The sequence below is a fragment of the Paenibacillus donghaensis genome, assembly GCF_002192415.1.
Lineage (GTDB): Bacteria > Bacillota > Bacilli > Paenibacillales > Paenibacillaceae > Paenibacillus_AQ > Paenibacillus_AQ donghaensis.
The window spans coordinates 1,453,746-1,469,095 of record NZ_CP021780.1 but is presented as its reverse complement, the minus strand read 5'-3'; the positions used below and the strand labels follow the sequence as shown (position 1 = coordinate 1,469,095).

Sequence of the window (15,350 nt, the reverse complement as noted above, 5' to 3'; positions counted from 1 at the left end):
GCAAAAAGAATGCGCAACACAAAATGAAGACCCTTTCAGCGCATTCCTTGCCTTACGCCAATCCGATGGGCGAGCCAACATCGAAATAAGCCGCATATCTGCTTCCAGGCTGATACAGCTGCTCCCAATCCTTCATCGGCTCAATAATATGCTGCCTCACTGCCGGTTCGACCTGCTCTGTCAGATGCAGCTCGATGATGCGCAGCATCTCGCGGTGCTGGGAGACCGCTTCGCCGAAGTTGTGCTCCATCTCGGAGAGCAGCCGCATCCGGTTGTAATGGGTGCTTAGCCGTGTAATGGCTGTCCAGACATTCTCTCTGCGGTTGCCGCGGAAGATCAGCTGATGGAATTCCGTGTCCAGCTGGTGGAAATCCAGCTCTCTGCCCTGCTGCTCCAGCAGCAGCTCCTGCTGGGCAACATTTCTTCTCAGCTCCGGCAGGACCTCCGCCGGGAAAGAGCGGGACGAGCGGAGCAGAATTTCCTGCTCCAGCGTAAGCCGCATGAACGCAGCCTCTTCAATGAGCTGACCAGTGATTTTGGAGACATAGGTTCCAACTTGGGGGATCACATCAATCAGATGTTCTTCCTTCAGCTTCGCGATTACCTCCCGGACAGGAGTTCTCGAAATCTGCAGTGCTTCAGCCAAGTCAATCTCGCTGATTACCTGCCCTGGCGCCAGGGTAAGCGACATAATATTCTGCTTAATCACACGGTAGGAGTAATCCTTGCTGTTCTCACCGGGCTGCTTGGGGGATACCTTCATCATATGTACTGCACTCCTTCAGGTTCTGTTCACAATCATGAGTAAGCTTATCGTTACTACTTAGGACCCTGCGACACCCCAAGCACTTGAACTATAGGTAACCCCTTTTCTAGCGGACCGTATAATATTTTGAAGTCTTACGGACCGTATAGCCCCTAAGACGTCAAAACAGGCTCTAAACCGAGGGTTTTCTGTAATATAGAGGCTCCTGGGTCCGTTAATCCTGCAAACCTGCCTATTTACAGCAAATAGGGGCTCCTGAGTCCGCAACCGTCTGAAATCGAAGCGAGGGTTACGGGCGACACCCTTCCCTGACTATTCTTTAGTGCGGGGTGTTGAATCAGAGGCTGGGCGAGTAACACATAGGGAAAGGAGGACCTAAGCAGTAACTGCTTATCCAACTAATATAGGTCATTCCTAAGGGTTCAGCAACTCCGGCGGAAGTGGGAGCAATCTGCAGCTTACCTTTTATCGTTCCCAGGCAAACTAAAAAAGCGAGATCACCGTGGTTGCCGTGACATCGCTTTCAGACTTAATTACGTATGAGAGCTATTGGTCTAAAGAAATGGTCAGCGGAATGAAGACATCGTCTTCGGCAGCAGCTTCACTACCTGTTTAATTTCAGTACATTAAGATACATAATACTCTGGAAACTCAAAAAAGATCATACTGTAGTCGTGTCCATATTTTCGGTTACTTTTATAAAGCTGAGCAGTAAAAAACTAGGGATTGTGCTTGTAATAAACCAACCTATTTGGTATTTGCGCACTCGTTTCCTTACGCACAACATACAATTAAAAAATAATAATAGTAGCGGCAAAATGTAGGTCTTACATAATTCATTCAGAAGACTTTTTCCCCATCCTTCTATCTTCATCTCAAAAAAGTAGATTAACGTACTATGTAATAGAATAACGATAGAAACATAAAGAATGGATTTGAGTATTATGAAATTCCTCATTTAATCCCTCCTTGGGTGCTATTCCTGAACATGCATATGTTTTATGCTATTCAATATGATATCGCTTTCGGGAAATGCCAAAAAACAATGCAAGCAATAAATATCCACTAGGTTTCTTGCAGCCGCTTTAGTGAATCCTCATACCTGATCTAGTATATAACCTCCCTATTTTTAGTTATTCATTCTCTTTTACACCAAGATCTTCACACTCCATATTGGGATAGCAGAAAGTAACTCCATTCTCGAAATTCATACTTATATCAACAGAATTCTCTTTTGATTTATCATAAAATAATAAATTCACGTTTTTGAATTTTTTGCTTCTGGCTACATCCAAAAAGTACCCGACTTCATTTTTAGTGATTGCACCCTCTGTATTTTTCACTAGCACTACAACGTACTTTGTTTTTAACTCCTTTACTCTTCTCTCACTTGCTTTAGTATCAATTAGGTATGATGGAATAGGTTGATTGTTAATTTCAGTTTGGATATTGTTTAGAAATTTTTCATTACTTTCTATGCTAACTTTATGGAAATAATCTTTTACATCATATATCCATCCTAATCGAGGTGTAGATACAAAGAAAACTATAGAAACGATAAAACATATAAACATTAGGTTCTGCTTATTCTTTTTGATTGAGAATATTATAAAAAGAACGTAGAAAAACACTACAATGGATAAGATAACGATGGGAATTACAGCAGTTTCATATTGTGACTCAATATAACCTTTCTGTTTAGTATAATGTAGCGCGATGTTCAAAACTGATATCCAAATTTCTACTCCTGCAAAGGCACTAAATACGAGGAATACTATGCTAAATAGAATAACCAGAATATATCCCCTCCTTACGATTTTCCACATATTTTAGGTTGATGATAGTTCTGCAACACCTTCCTTTGAAATTCAATATAACTTCTGTTTACATCAATAAATTTGTAACTATGAGACTCAACAAAAGTATCCACGAACCAAATATCCCTTTTTATGTTATCATCGGAAACTTTAAGAATTAAATGAATAGTAATTCCATTTTTGAAAACGAAATTTGTAAACGAAATCATGTGAAATGTTTGCTGCAAAGTACTGCACCATCATTCAACCGAGGTTAGTCTAAGCAACTTTTAACAACAACCCACCCCACGGTTTGCCTCTCCCGCCTTAAGATATATTCCGATTGTAAGACATCATCTTTATAAATGTTAATAAGTACTGGGTGAGCTTTATCATTGAAGCTATAATTGATGTATATCTTCTCTCCAAATTTCACAACAGCATTATCTGGATAGACTGATGTGCTCAATATTCCGATTGAAGACTGTTCGGATTGATTGTTGCTGTACACCGACTCCTTAACTGAACTAGCATATGTATAATTTTAAAAACTTCCAGTTGAACTAAATAAAGAAACGAAAATTGTAATAATTATACTGATCGAAAAAAAACTTTTCATAGTAAAAATCCCTCTCTATACTATCGAACGATAACTTCTTTTCTTATTTTTATGAGATAATATAAAGTCAAAATAAATTGGATTACTAAAATGCTCCCAGGAAGCAGAATGAGCATTTCCGCGTAATATTTCGGAAAAAATTCAATAGAAACAACAACCCCATACTCACTATCTCCAACACCTTGTATTGCTTTGAAAAATAACAGGAGTAACGAGCTTGGGATCGTAGTTACCAAAAACCAGGTGACATGATACTTTATCCTCCGAGTCCTTATAAACATTAAAGAATTAATAAAACACAAGAATAGCGGTAGAAAGTACACCTTACCTAATTCTTTTATTAATTCTTTCTCCCAGCCTTTTATTCTTATATCAAGAAAATAGATTAAGATTAGATGTAATCCAACAACCAGTAAAACATAAAGTATGGCCAGAAGTATATTCCTTATCGCTTTCACTTTTCATCTCCTCCTACTAGATTTAGTTTATTAACCAGTATAATAATGTCCTTTTGAATCTCTTAGACATTACGAAACAACCAATAATTTTCAATGATTTTTTTCCTTCCTTAACTTAAAAATTAAAACTAATAAAAATATATTTTGTATTATAAAGTAAAAAATAGGAAAAAAGTAAACTAATTCAACATAATAATTTGGGAATGTAACACCAATCATGTTTTCTGCATTGTTACTTTTCACTAAATCCAAGTTCACTTTAATAGAAAATAGAATGAATAGACTTGGGATCGTACTTGTTATAATCCAAGCTTTCAGATATTTGAGAAATCTTTTTCTTAAGCAAAGGAAACAATTAAAACTTAACAATAAAAGCGGCAAAATGTAGGTCATACGTAATTCGATTAACATGCTTTTTCCCCATTCTTCTACCCACATTTTAAGAAAGTAGATTAAAACAACATGTAATAGAATAATAGAAGAAATATAAAGCATAGATTTGATGAATATTAACTTTCTCATTAGAACCCCCTTATATAGAATTGGAAAAGATTATTTTGTTAGCTTCATAATCCACATCGAAACCAATAAAGATTAATTGAATTACCAAGTAAGTTAAAGGAAACAAAAACATAAGCTCAATCTGACCTTTATCAAAGTTAAAGTTAAAGTAACTTGTATCAACTATGCCAGGCACATTAGCCTTATTTCCTTGTATATCTTTTAAATAAAAAAGAATAAAAGTACTTGGAAAAAGACTAATTATTAACCAAAACAGGTTGTATTTAACCTTCTTAGCCTTTAAAGACATCATACAAGTTATATACATGAGAATTATTGGAATACAATAAATTAGAATAATTAGCTTTATCTCCTCTCCCTCCCAGTTACTTATCTTAATATTTAAAAAATTAATGATAAGCATATGTAGAATAACTACACCTATAACTTGACCTATTCCCTTTATTCTAAAAATCGATTTTTCTCTCAATTTATTCCCCTCTCTCAATTCTGTTAGCTTCTACAAATTTGAACTGTGAGAATTACTAGAAGTATTTACGCAACGCACAACCCTCTTCGATATAACCATCGGTAAATTTAAGGATTAAATGAATATTAATCCCATTTTCAGAAACGGTATGATGTGAAATATTTGAGGCAAAGCATTCTACCATTACTTTCCCGGAGTTAGTCTATGGCCCTCGTGAATAGCAGTTTAAGGGCGAACCGTGAGGAGCGATGTAAATATCAAAAAGTATTCCTTCCTCCTCCCGGGTTCAGGGTATTAAGAAATGCTAACCGCGTGATGTGCCAGATACAGCTTGTGGTTATACAACTTACACCCGGGAGAGTGACTGAAGTGGAATTCAATCAAATGGCTCTGAAGGCAGCACAATCGGAAGCTGATATTAAGCTTGACTCTCTTTACCATATTGCCCACGGAGAACAGTCCAAGTATGGGGATTGGTTTCATATCCATAGCTTCCGGTTCAGGCCAGTGGAGAGAATCCCAATTATGATACATTTGGATTTGTCGCCGGGATGCCTAAGCTGAACACGGCCAACCCGGAAGCCAGACAATATCTGCTGGATGTTGCGGCCTACTGGCTCTCGGAAGTGAAGATTGACGGCTGGCGGCTGGATGTGACGAATGAGGTGGACCTTTGCTTCTGGCGCGGCTTCCGCAAGACGGTCAAGGCTATGAATCCGGAGGTTTAAGATGAGATGCGTGCGTGATGTACAGTGAATTACAGTTAGGTGAGGTAATGTGCGGTTAGACACTGCTGTGGAGTACGGTGTGGCTGTGAATCGCGAGACGGGCATATTGCTGCATCAGCTTATGTGGTGTCCCAGAGGAAGTGCCCGTCTGTTTGTTGATAGGTATTCATCGAGGCAACATGTAAACATAGTCGGCCCAGGCCCTAACTGCATTTCATACAACTATATTTGCTTTTTAGGCGTGTGGGGGAGATGTAACTGTATTTCATACAGCTATATTTCCCCGTTTAGCCGTTCAGCGGTGTTTTGGCGGAATATAGCTGCACAGAATACAGTTAAAGTCAGTTTGGAGCGATATTTACTTGAAATAGATGTATGAAATACAGTTACCAGCAGCAAAGAGTTATATATGATGAACTTTAGAATGGAATAGTCGGGTTACCAGCAAACCTTAATGCACAGGACCTTCTGACAATTCCGTTTGTAACCCTCTTTAGTTCACATTCTATAGTTACTCTTAGTTCTATAGTTACTCTTAACCAGTGTGACTTCTTTTGGCTGCACTTTGCGTTATTTTCTGAGGCTGGAGTTACAATTGAGCTTGGCCCTGCCCGTCATGCAAGTGCCGCAGCCCAGATGATCTGCACATCCGCTTCAGACAGACATTTCCTGCAGCAGCACAGCGATCTGCCTTGACCAGGCCAGCAGCAATTCATCTTGGCCGTAGCCTCCAATACATTGAAAGCCAAGCGGCAAACCGTTAATGGATGCTGCCGGAATACTGAGCGTCGGACAACCTGCTAAGGTCCAGACCGCCGTCATTCCCGGCCAGCCCGTCCGTTCTCCGAACTTGGGCGCGGTTCCGCCCTGGGCGGGTGAAACCCAGAGGTCCACTCCCATCTGGTTCATCGTATCCTGCAGACCCTGCCGCAAGCAGGTCTGCTCCTGGCGATATTGCTCCAGCTCGCTGTCACTTATGAGCCTGCCTCTGAGAATGGCCTCTTTTACCGGAGTCCTGTAGTCATCCCGATAGCGCTCGAACCAATCGGCATGCACCCGCGCCATCTCGCCTTCAACCAGCCGCAGCATGGTATCCCCCGCCAGCCAAGCATCCTCCCAAGGCATATCCACCTGCCGGATGGCATACCCCTGCTGCTTAAGACCTGCAATCTGCTGCTCAAAAACAAGCCTCACCTCATCGCTCATAAACTCCATGTAAATGCCGCTTGGAATGCCAAGCACAGGCCTGCGGTTCGGCTGAACCAGCGTCGTCCAATCAGGGATAAGCTGAGCTGCCGCATATTCCATCCCAGGGATATCCTGAGTAAACAATCCGGCCGTATCAAACGACGGCGACAGCCGGATCACTCCATCGAGCGGAATCCGGCCATAACTGGGCTTGTACCCCACCACACCACAAAAGGAAGCCGGTGCGGTAACCGATCGCAAAGTCTGCGTACCTACAGCCAGTGGACAAAGACCGGCAGCCACCGCTGCAGCAGACCCTGCGCTTGACCCTCCCGGCGTATGATCCCGGTGATACGGATTGCGGGTCGGCATGGGTCCGGCATAAGCAAATTCTTCGGTTACTGTTTTGCCGGCAATGACCGCGCCTAATTCCCGCAGACGTTTCACCAAGGAACCTTCAGGCCCAGCTAAACCCTCGGACGGTAGAAGGGAACCTGCTCTCGTGGGTAAACCCTGCACATGCATCAGATCCTTGATGCCGACAGGAATACCATAGAGAGCTGGTTTCGGCTCAAAGTTGGCATACTTGCCTAGTAGCCGTCTCGTTTCCTGCTCTATTCGCTGACGGGCATCCGTCTCAGCAACAAATGCACAAATGTCAGGTTCAAGCCGCTCCATCCGTTGCCAATATTCGGTGTAGAATTGCTGAAGCCGGTTGGAAGACTCAGCCCCATCAAGGGCTTGCCGGGTTTCGGTTAAAGAGGATCGGGTGAGCAGCAAATGATCATCTCCATCATAGTAGTGAAATCATCCATTTGATTTCCTCTACCACATACGATAAGCGCTGGGTGTAAGGTTTCAAGTTTCTGGAAGCTGCTACCCTCTAGCCTACCGAAAATTAAGAAGAAACGGCTTCGCCGTCCTCTGCAAGAGGCGGCATCCGTTTCTGCGAAAAATAGAAGGATAATTTATAGAGTGGAACATATAAATTCTTATATTTTCAAAAAAAAAACGGCATCTCTGCCGTTTCGGTGGCTGGTTAGGTTGTACTTACATCATGCTTTAGGCCAACTTAGCTTATTGCGGACTCAGGTGCCTCTATTTGCTTGAAATCCGGCCCTTTAGCTTGCTTAGCGGACTCAGATGCCCCTATTCGCCAGAATTGGCTTCGATCGGAATCATTCTGGCGGCAGAGGGAGAGCTATGCAGTCCGCTAAACCGCCAAAATCGTGAAAATCGCCCAATATAGAAGCTATACGGTCCGCAACTATAGGCTGCGAGTAGAACGGTGCTGGGTGCGCGCAATCCGCGCTTTCCACACCCTGCTCCCGCCAAGTCCCTACTCCGCACCCTTCATATGCTCGGCAAGCTGCGTGAAAATCACGCCCAGCGCGTAAGCGCCCGCATCCGGGTAGCCCAGGCTGCGCTCACCGACTGCGCCGGCGCGGCCCATGCGGGCTACGATCGTTTCGGTTTGCTTCGCGCCTTCCACCGCTGCCGCTGCGCCTCTGGCCAGCGCGGTGTGGAAATCCACGCCCTCCTGCGCGCTTTGCTCCCAGGCATCCGCACAAGGTGCAAGCGCATCAATCAGCGTCTTGTCGCCGACAACGGCCCCCCGGCCGAAGGAGCGTTCCCCGGTGGATTGAATACCCTGCACGGCAGCCTGCAGCATCACGGCGAAATCGGCCTGGCTAAGCTCCGTCTTATCCCCCACCGCCTTGGCCGCTGAACGGAACGCCGAGCCCCAGATCGGCCCGGAAGCCCCGCCGCAGTACTCCATAATAACCAGTGAGCAGGCATCCAGGAAGCTGCCGATATCGGTCTTGCCCTCCTCCAGAATATGCGGCAATTCACGCTTCAGCTGCCGGAAGCCCTTGGCTATACTCATGCCGAAATCACCGTCACCAGCCTGGGAATCCAGCTCGCAGAAAGGAACCTCATTCTCGATAACAATCTCACTCATCTTGTCGATCAGGTAGACCATATTATCCAGTGAGAAACGGTTGCCTTGAATGACGGCATAAGCTTCCGGCGTCTGAACTGCATGCGAAACCGGAGCATCCGTTGCCTTGGCTTCATCAATGACCTCAACAAACTCCGCACTCTCGGCTGCCCCTGCAGCAACCTTGAACGCCGGGGTATCGCTCTCCTGATACAACAGTCCCTTCAGCTCTTCATCCAGCTTCAATACAGTCAGGGATGCCCCGGCCATATCAATGCTGGTCATATAATTGCCGACAAAGGTTCTGCACAGCTTAATCCCCGGCCGCTTCGCCAGCTCGCGGTTAACGGAGTTGTTCAGCAGGTATAGCTCCTGCAGCGGCGTTCCGCCGAAGCCGTTGACCATCAGGGCGATTTCGGACGGCTGGCCGTCCACAATGCCGAGGTCAGCCAGCAGCGCCTCTACCATCCGCTGGGCCAGCGTATCGGCAGAGACCAGCTTCTCCCGCCGGATGCCCGGCTCTCCGTGAATACCGACACCATACTCCAGCTCATCTGCTGGGAGTTCAAAGGTTGGTGTCCCCTTGGCCGGGACGGTAGAGGAGGTTAAGGCAAAGCCGATGCTGCGGACGTTGGCCGCCGCCTGTTCCGCCGCAGCTTTTACTTCCTGCAGACTGCGCCCCTGCTCTGCGGCCGCGCCGGCGATTTTATGCACGAACACCGTTCCGGCCACACCGCGGCGTCCCACTGTATACAAGCTGTCCTTCACCGAAATGTCGTCATCCACCCGCACATACTCCACCTGGATTCCGTCTTCCTGCGCCAGATAAGCCGCATTCTTGAAGTTCATCATATCGCCGCTGTAATTCTTGATAATCATCAAGGTGCCCTTGGAGCTTGCGGTGGCCTTAAGCGCCTGATACACCTGAATCTGGGAAGGAGAGGCAAAAATATCTCCGCACACCGCCGCGTCCAGCATGCCTTTGCCGATATAACCCGCATGTGCCGGCTCATGCCCGCTGCCGCCGCCGCTGATCAGGCTGACCTTATCCGCGTTAAGCTCCCGCTTCATGATCACTTTATATTTCTGCAGAAAGGTCAGCTCGGGATGCGCCTGCACCATGCCATTGCACATTTCAAGCACGATGTTCTCAGGAGAGTTAATGATTTTCTTCATTTATTCAGCCTCCCTTAGCTTCTTATACGCTTGGCCGATGCGGTCCGCCGCCGCAATGGCTGCTGCCACTCCGTTTACGGTCACCGGGAATGGCATTGCATGGATCGATTCCTCCGGAATGCAGGCTTTTTCGGCGACCTCCAGCAGCTCAGCCTGGGTAATATGCTTCACGCCGATGTCTGCCAGACAGACAGGCAAACCTACCTCCAGACAGAAATCCAGCACCTGATACAGCTCTTGAGCAGGCGCGTTCTCCAGGACCAGCTGCGCAAGGGTGCCGAAGGCTACCTTTTCCCCGTGATAATAGTGATGAGTACCTTCCAGGATCGTCAGCCCGTCATGAATCGCATGCGCTGCGCCTAGTCCCGCACTTTCGAAGCCAAGACCTGAGAGCAGGATATTGGTCTCCACGATATTCTCGAGCGCTTGGGTAACACTATTGCAATCGCTGGCGATTTTGGCCTGGGGACCGTCTTTCAAGAGCATTTCATAACATAGCGTGGCGAGCGCAAGCGCGGCATGGGTACCTACGGCAGGCGGGCAAAACCCTTCCCTGGAGCCTGTCGGCAGGCTCGCATTCACTCTGGAATAAGACCGGGACGTCGCTCTCGCTTCATAATAAGTCGATAGAGCATCGCCCATTCCCGCTACCAGGAATCGTGTAGGCGCATTGGCAATCACCGTAGTATCTACCAGAACCACAGATGGACTCTGCTTGAAATAGGCATAATCGTCAAAAGCACCCTCCGGCGTATACAGCACCGCAGAATGGCTGGTTGGCGCATCGGTAGCCGCAATCGTCGGACAGATAATCAGCGCTTCTCCTTCGGCTACACATTTGGCCGCATCAATTGCTTTACCTCCGCCCAGACCAATCGTGCAGGTACAGCCCTTATCCTTGGCAATGGCCTGCAGTCTTGCCACCTCCTGGCGTGAGCATTCTCCTTTAAAATCGCTCTCCACAAACGAGATGCCGAATTTCGCCGCCGTAGCATCCAGCTTGCCGCGCACACGCTTCACATCATCCTGGTGAGCGATCAGCAGAGCCGATTCCCCAAAGGATTTCACAAAATACCCCAAATTGAGCAGTTCGTCTTCCCCTTGCACATATTTGCTTGGACTGATGAACGCTTTTCTCATAAGTTGCATAGCCTCCTATTTATAATACTTATAAATTTAGCTATTACTTATTAAACTATACAGGAGAATTTGAGACCAGCACACGTTCGCGGTACAGCAATCTTCTTCTGGCGGCAGCTCGGCATTCTGATGATAATGGCCAAAGAACCATTGCTTATACTGCAGACGGTCTTCAATGGCCTGAAAATAAGTGGGTGCCGTGAAGATCACCTGTAATATAGATCATCTGTCACCCTCCTGAGCGAATGGAAATAATCAACATGCTATGAGCTTAACCGTTCTGTTTGATGCCGAAGCAGATCCAGCGGCCGTCTATATCCTCGATCACAAAGTCCTTATTGTTATAGTCCGTATTCATCAGTGGGCGCACGATCTTCACCCCGGCTGCGGCCAATTCCTGCTCCAGCTGCTCCTGATCTCTTGTAATAAAATAAGCATCATATCCATACCCGTACAATTCCCGGTTGGGAATCACCCTCTGCCCCCGGGAGCAGGTTAATATAATCTCCGTATCATCACGGTATAAGCAAATAAGAGGCTCCTGAGCATCCAAATAAGGTACAGCTCTGAAACCCAGATACTGAACGTAGTATGCGGCTGTCTGTTCAATATCAAGCGTAGGGAATATGCTGTGAGACTGTAATAGCCTGGTAACCAATGTTCTTCACTCCTTCTCTTCCTCCAGGCTGCTTCGTTGCCCGTCCTTCTCCTGCAGGCTAAACAAGGTTTCCACAGGTTTGAAATACAAATGGCCGTCCGGCCAGGGCTGGAAATGCAGGTCCATCCGTGACTGACTCCAGTCTTCAGGTGTGCCCGAGGTAGCCAGCTTTCCTGTGACGACAGGCTCTTCCACAACCGCCGGGAACTCCTGATAGCCGAACAGCAGGTTCTCGTGCAGCCCGATGATCTCGTATTTCGGCCCGTAGAAAGCCTGCTCCTCCTGAAGCTGATAGTGATAATAAATGTAGCTGGCGACCATCTCCGGCTTCAGGTGCGCTACCCTGCCGACCTGCCGCTCTACAGGCTGCTTGCGCCGCCAATGCTCTGCATCCTGCGGGGCATTGAAATGGAACACATCGATCAGCGGAACCCACTTGCGCGGCTCGGCGATTCCCGGCCAATCCTCCAGCATCTCCGACACGCAAGGAAGCAGCGCTTCCGGAGTCAGCGCCGCTTCCTTGCATTCATAATAGAGGAACACATTGCGGTTCCACTTGTAGGCGGCGGCAGTCATCAATTGACCTGCACCGATCAACCTTACCGCTTCTCCGCCGGTCCGCAGGTATGCCGTACCTGCCTCCCCTTCATCCCTCAGCTGTGCTCTTGCCATGATTCTGATCATGCTCTTCTGCACCTCCCGTTATCCGGTGCGCTCCCTTACTGAGGTTCAGCGCTCCTCTTGATTATAACGGATGGTGGACTCCCATACCTTAAGTTCTACAGCTTGTACGAATCCGATCCGTTCATAGAAAGGCTGCATAGGGCCGACATATGCTTTCAGCATGCCCATGGCCCGCAGCCGGTTCAGGCATTCATAGATGATGGCTTTAGCCAGACCCTGCTTTCTATAGCCCTTGTGGGTACCCACCGGTTCCAATACCCCAAGCTTATTGTCCTCATCCAAGAACACATTACAGAAGGAAACGACCTCTCCTTGCCCGTTCACCACGGCCAAATCCAGCTCGGGGTGGTAGCTGGGCGCTTCACGAATGCCGCCAAAATGCTCAAGCATCAGCTCGGCCCGCTCCGTATCCGGGTAATCGAACGCCATGATATGTCCCATCGCCTTGTCCCTGTCGCTGACTTCCTCTCCGCTGCGGAGCTGATAGCCCGCCGGAAGCCGAACCGGGAACTCGCGGCTCAGCTCGATGCAGCCTGTACTGTCCCGCTCATTCAGCAGCTGATAGCCGCGGCTTGCCGCCAGCTCCTCGAGCTGAACCATTCCGGCAGGAATCGCCACCTTGCAGCGGTCACCGGAATTCTGAAAGCTCTTTTTCTCCATAAAAGCAAATATTTCACGCAGCAGCTCAGCCGGCGGCTCCTCGGAATCCAGCAGAAAATAATAATCGCCATCCCGGCCTGCCACGGCGGCCAGTTCTCCGTGCTCATCCTCCCATAGCCCGATATTCTGTTCCCAGCCCGGCAGCCAGCCTGCCCGTTTGTTCATAAAAAACACCTCAAACTCAAAACGGCCAATCAGCCAGTTGCTCGGCCGCTTCAGCTTGGCATATGAGCTGGAGAGAAAATTGCGGACCTTGATCATATCCTCCGGGTTATAGTCTCTGTAATGTGTTTTCATTTTGGGTTCTCCTCCTGTACACTCTGTATTACCTTCATTATAGGAACATAAGGAGGGGGAGAATATGGCTAGTTCTGCTATAAAAAATCTATACCAAGATTCGATACCAAGATTCGATCCCACCCAAACCCTCCCTTCCAAGGGAGGGCCTCAAAGGGCTGCACCCTCTGGACTCCCGCAAGTTTGGCGAATGAGTCTGACGGTACGGTGTTTAGGGAGCTGGGGAGGGTGGAACGCTTATCCCTTCGGGACCGCTTGGACGCCGCAGGGGCTGGCCCGCTATCCCTGACGGGATGCACGCCGGGGTTAAGGTCACAGGCGGGCTGTTCCTGCGGAATGCGCAAGACCTTAACTTTATATAATCCTTATGTTAGTATTTAGGCCTCCGTATGATAAGGGCATCAAACCCTCAGCCTCTTGATAGCTTCATAAGAAGAGAGTCCGCCAATTTAGTTGCGAAAACGCATCTAATTAGCCTATTTTTTCCTTTTTGGAGGAAATAAGTGCAAATAAGCATCTAATTTGAAGTTTTGAGCTTTAAAGAAGCGATTTTCTCGAAAATAGTTGCAGATTCGCACTTATTTGTTCCCTGACAGGAGTTTCGGTGGAATTTAGTTGCAGTTTCGCACTTAATTACTCTGAAGGTTGCAGAGCAACACGCTAAATCGCGGGGACGGTCGGTAGTAACTACATTATCCACAACTAAAGTAAATCATAATCTCTACACAATAAGAGAATCCTCAGCAGAGGAGCTGTCGGGGATTGATTATGTTCTTGAATAGACGATCTTTCTGATGCTGTCCATAGATAAGCCGTATTGATCTATCAGCTGTTTCATATCCACGCCGTTGCGGAAATTGCAGCGGATCTCTTCATTGCAAAGCATGTAATATCCCGCTGTGCCTGATCGTTCTCCCCGGACAAATGTAGCTAATTCCATCCCGCCCTTTTTAGAGCATTCTTCAGAAGAGAACTATTCTGAGAACATATTGTAGTGGCATGATCTATAGATTAAAGTATAAATAAAAGCTGTTATCACAGAATATTCACATTTTGATGACAGAAAAGGATGATGGAGAGGAGCTCAGGCAAAATGAAGCATAAAAAGGTTACCTGGCTTGAGTTGTTCTATGATCTGTTATTTGTGGCCGCAGTGTCCAAAGCCACGCATGTTCTGCTGCATGTTGAGCATGGTGTGATTACCGCCGAGCATCTGGCGAAGTTTATGCTGATCTTCATCCCGATCTGGTGGGCATGGGTTGGGCAGAGCGTATACAACAACCGTTTCGGCGAGGACAGCAATAAACAGCGAATTTTTATGATTTTGCAATTGTTTTTTGTGCTGATAATGACTGCCAGTCTGAACACGGATTTCAACGCCTATTATCTGTCTTTTCTAATTGGATATATCGGCTTAAGGACGCTTACGATTGTACAGTATCTGCTTACTGCACGTGTTCATACCGGTCACAAAAGAGAAACCGCGCAGTTCTTCGGCACCTACTTCTGGATCGGGATTGTGATTTCCTGCTGCTCGCTGTTCTTCGATTCCTGGATCAGATATTTCGTTCTCTACGCCGGGATTGCTGTAGATGTCCTGGTCCCGCTGATCGGCCGCCGCAAATTAGTGATTACACCCATCCATACCGCTCATTTGCTGGAACGCTTTGGGCTGTTCACTCTGATTCTGCTGGGCGAATCCGTCATCAGCATGCTCGCGGTACTGCAGTCCGAAGCCTTCACGGCATCAACGGTCGGGTTCGCGGTCATGGCCTTCATCTGCGTAATTTCCATCTGGTGGCAATATTTCGAGAAGCTGGAGCATCATATGGATGAGACCACGGAGACGGCTGGACAGACACTGATGTACGGACATTTGTTTATATACTTCTCGCTGAGCATGATCGCCGCCGCCTTGCAGCTGATGTTTGTCGGGCAAATGGATTACCTGTTCCTGGTGTGCTTCACCTTCGGCTCTGTGCTGATCTATTTCCTTGCCGTAAGCTTTGTCTTTAATCGCTACAGCTTCAGTCACCGCAGAACCGACTATAAGGTTATCCTTGGTCTCGGCGTTATGCTCTGCGTCTTGTTCGGCATTGATCTGCTCATTACGGTGCCGGTGCATCTGCTGCTGGCGGAAATTATGTTGTTCTTCGTAGTGTTTGCCAAGTCAACGATTTGATTGCAGCAATAGGGTCATAAGCAGCGTACAACACAACCCTCTCTCCGCAGCGCGAAGAGAGAGGG

At 47.3% G+C, this 15,350-nt stretch carries 12 protein-coding genes and 1 pseudogene; 2 read left to right on the top strand and 11 right to left on the bottom strand.

All coding sequences use genetic code 11. From position 1 onward, the window contains the following. Positions 1–52 precede the first annotated feature (52 nt). The 4 genes from B9T62_RS06150 to B9T62_RS06125 form a co-directional block, all read right to left on the bottom strand. Positions 53–766 (bottom strand): GntR family transcriptional regulator, encoded by a 714-nt coding sequence (locus B9T62_RS06150; RefSeq protein WP_087914463.1) that lies wholly within the window; start codon positions 764–766, stop codon positions 53–55. 1,133 nt (positions 767–1,899) lie between these two features. Continuing rightward, the gene (locus tag B9T62_RS39895; protein ID WP_169834337.1) at positions 1,900–2,340 is read right to left on the bottom strand and encodes a hypothetical protein; all 441 of its coding nucleotides are present in this window, start codon (positions 2,338–2,340) and stop codon (positions 1,900–1,902) included. Between the two features lie 861 nt (positions 2,341–3,201). Next, positions 3,202–3,639 carry a hypothetical protein gene (locus B9T62_RS06135; RefSeq protein WP_087914460.1) on the bottom strand — a complete coding sequence of 146 codons (438 nt, stop codon included), beginning with the start codon at positions 3,637–3,639 and terminating at the stop codon, positions 3,202–3,204. A 532-nt stretch (positions 3,640–4,171) separates the two neighbouring features. After that, positions 4,172–4,630 carry a hypothetical protein gene (locus tag B9T62_RS06125; protein ID WP_157685471.1) on the bottom strand — a complete coding sequence of 153 codons (459 nt, stop codon included), beginning with the start codon at positions 4,628–4,630 and terminating at the stop codon, positions 4,172–4,174. A gap of 441 nt (positions 4,631–5,071) precedes the next feature. Between B9T62_RS06125 and B9T62_RS41675 the strand changes: the two are divergent. After that, positions 5,072–5,352 (top strand): annotated as a pseudogene (locus tag B9T62_RS41675) (alpha-amylase family glycosyl hydrolase); the annotation flags it as partial. Between the two features lie 660 nt (positions 5,353–6,012). Here B9T62_RS41675 and B9T62_RS06115 read toward each other — a convergent pair. The 7 genes from B9T62_RS06115 to B9T62_RS38740 all read right to left on the bottom strand — a co-directional run bounded on the left by B9T62_RS06115 (position 6,013) and on the right by B9T62_RS38740 (position 14,043). After that, the gene (locus B9T62_RS06115; RefSeq protein ID WP_087914457.1) at positions 6,013–7,326 is read right to left on the bottom strand and encodes an amidase; all 1,314 of its coding nucleotides are present in this window, start codon (positions 7,324–7,326) and stop codon (positions 6,013–6,015) included. A gap of 559 nt (positions 7,327–7,885) precedes the next feature. Next, positions 7,886–9,664, bottom strand: coding sequence for a dihydroxyacetone kinase subunit DhaK (gene dhaK, locus B9T62_RS06110; protein ID WP_087914456.1), 1,779 nt, complete (start codon positions 9,662–9,664; stop codon positions 7,886–7,888). Next, on the bottom strand, positions 9,665–10,804 hold the full coding sequence (locus B9T62_RS06105; RefSeq protein ID WP_087914455.1) for a glycerol dehydrogenase: 1,140 nt from the start codon (positions 10,802–10,804) through the stop codon (positions 9,665–9,667). It abuts the gene before it with no gap. 271 nt (positions 10,805–11,075) lie between these two features. Then, positions 11,076–11,462: a VOC family protein gene (locus B9T62_RS06100; protein ID WP_087914454.1), complete on the bottom strand. Its 387-nt coding sequence runs from the start codon at positions 11,460–11,462 to the stop codon at positions 11,076–11,078. Positions 11,463–11,468: 6 nt separating this feature from the next. Next, the gene (locus B9T62_RS06095) at positions 11,469–12,146 is read right to left on the bottom strand and encodes a hypothetical protein (RefSeq protein WP_087914453.1); all 678 of its coding nucleotides are present in this window, start codon (positions 12,144–12,146) and stop codon (positions 11,469–11,471) included. A 45-nt stretch (positions 12,147–12,191) separates the two neighbouring features. Continuing rightward, the gene (locus B9T62_RS06090) at positions 12,192–13,103 is read right to left on the bottom strand and encodes a GNAT family N-acetyltransferase (protein ID WP_087914452.1); all 912 of its coding nucleotides are present in this window, start codon (positions 13,101–13,103) and stop codon (positions 12,192–12,194) included. A 766-nt stretch (positions 13,104–13,869) separates the two neighbouring features. Then, positions 13,870–14,043 carry a hypothetical protein gene (locus tag B9T62_RS38740; RefSeq protein WP_157685469.1) on the bottom strand — a complete coding sequence of 58 codons (174 nt, stop codon included), beginning with the start codon at positions 14,041–14,043 and terminating at the stop codon, positions 13,870–13,872. 153 nt (positions 14,044–14,196) lie between these two features. On the opposite strand from B9T62_RS38740, the gene B9T62_RS06080 reads away from it, so the two are divergent. Beyond that, the gene (locus B9T62_RS06080) at positions 14,197–15,285 is read left to right on the top strand and encodes a low temperature requirement protein A (protein WP_087914450.1); all 1,089 of its coding nucleotides are present in this window, start codon (positions 14,197–14,199) and stop codon (positions 15,283–15,285) included. The last annotated feature ends 65 nt before the right edge of the window (positions 15,286–15,350 follow it).

Excerpts from the sequence above, each read along its gene's own strand:
- B9T62_RS06150 (WP_087914463.1), bottom strand. The coding sequence starts at position 766 with ATGATGAAGGTATCCCCCAAGCAGCCCGGTGAGAACAGCAAGGATTAC.
- B9T62_RS39895 (WP_169834337.1), bottom strand. The coding sequence starts at position 2,340 with ATGTTTATATGTTTTATCGTTTCTATAGTTTTCTTTGTATCTACACCT.
- dhaK (WP_087914456.1), bottom strand. The coding sequence starts at position 9,664 with ATGAAGAAAATCATTAACTCTCCTGAGAACATCGTGCTTGAAATGTGC.
- B9T62_RS06105 (WP_087914455.1), bottom strand. The coding sequence starts at position 10,804 with ATGAGAAAAGCGTTCATCAGTCCAAGCAAATATGTGCAAGGGGAAGAC.
- B9T62_RS06095 (WP_087914453.1), bottom strand. The coding sequence starts at position 12,146 with ATGATCAGAATCATGGCAAGAGCACAGCTGAGGGATGAAGGGGAGGCA.
- B9T62_RS06090 (WP_087914452.1), bottom strand. The coding sequence starts at position 13,103 with ATGAAAACACATTACAGAGACTATAACCCGGAGGATATGATCAAGGTC.
- B9T62_RS38740 (WP_157685469.1), bottom strand. The coding sequence starts at position 14,043 with ATGGAATTAGCTACATTTGTCCGGGGAGAACGATCAGGCACAGCGGGA.
- B9T62_RS06080 (WP_087914450.1), top strand. The coding sequence starts at position 14,197 with ATGAAGCATAAAAAGGTTACCTGGCTTGAGTTGTTCTATGATCTGTTA.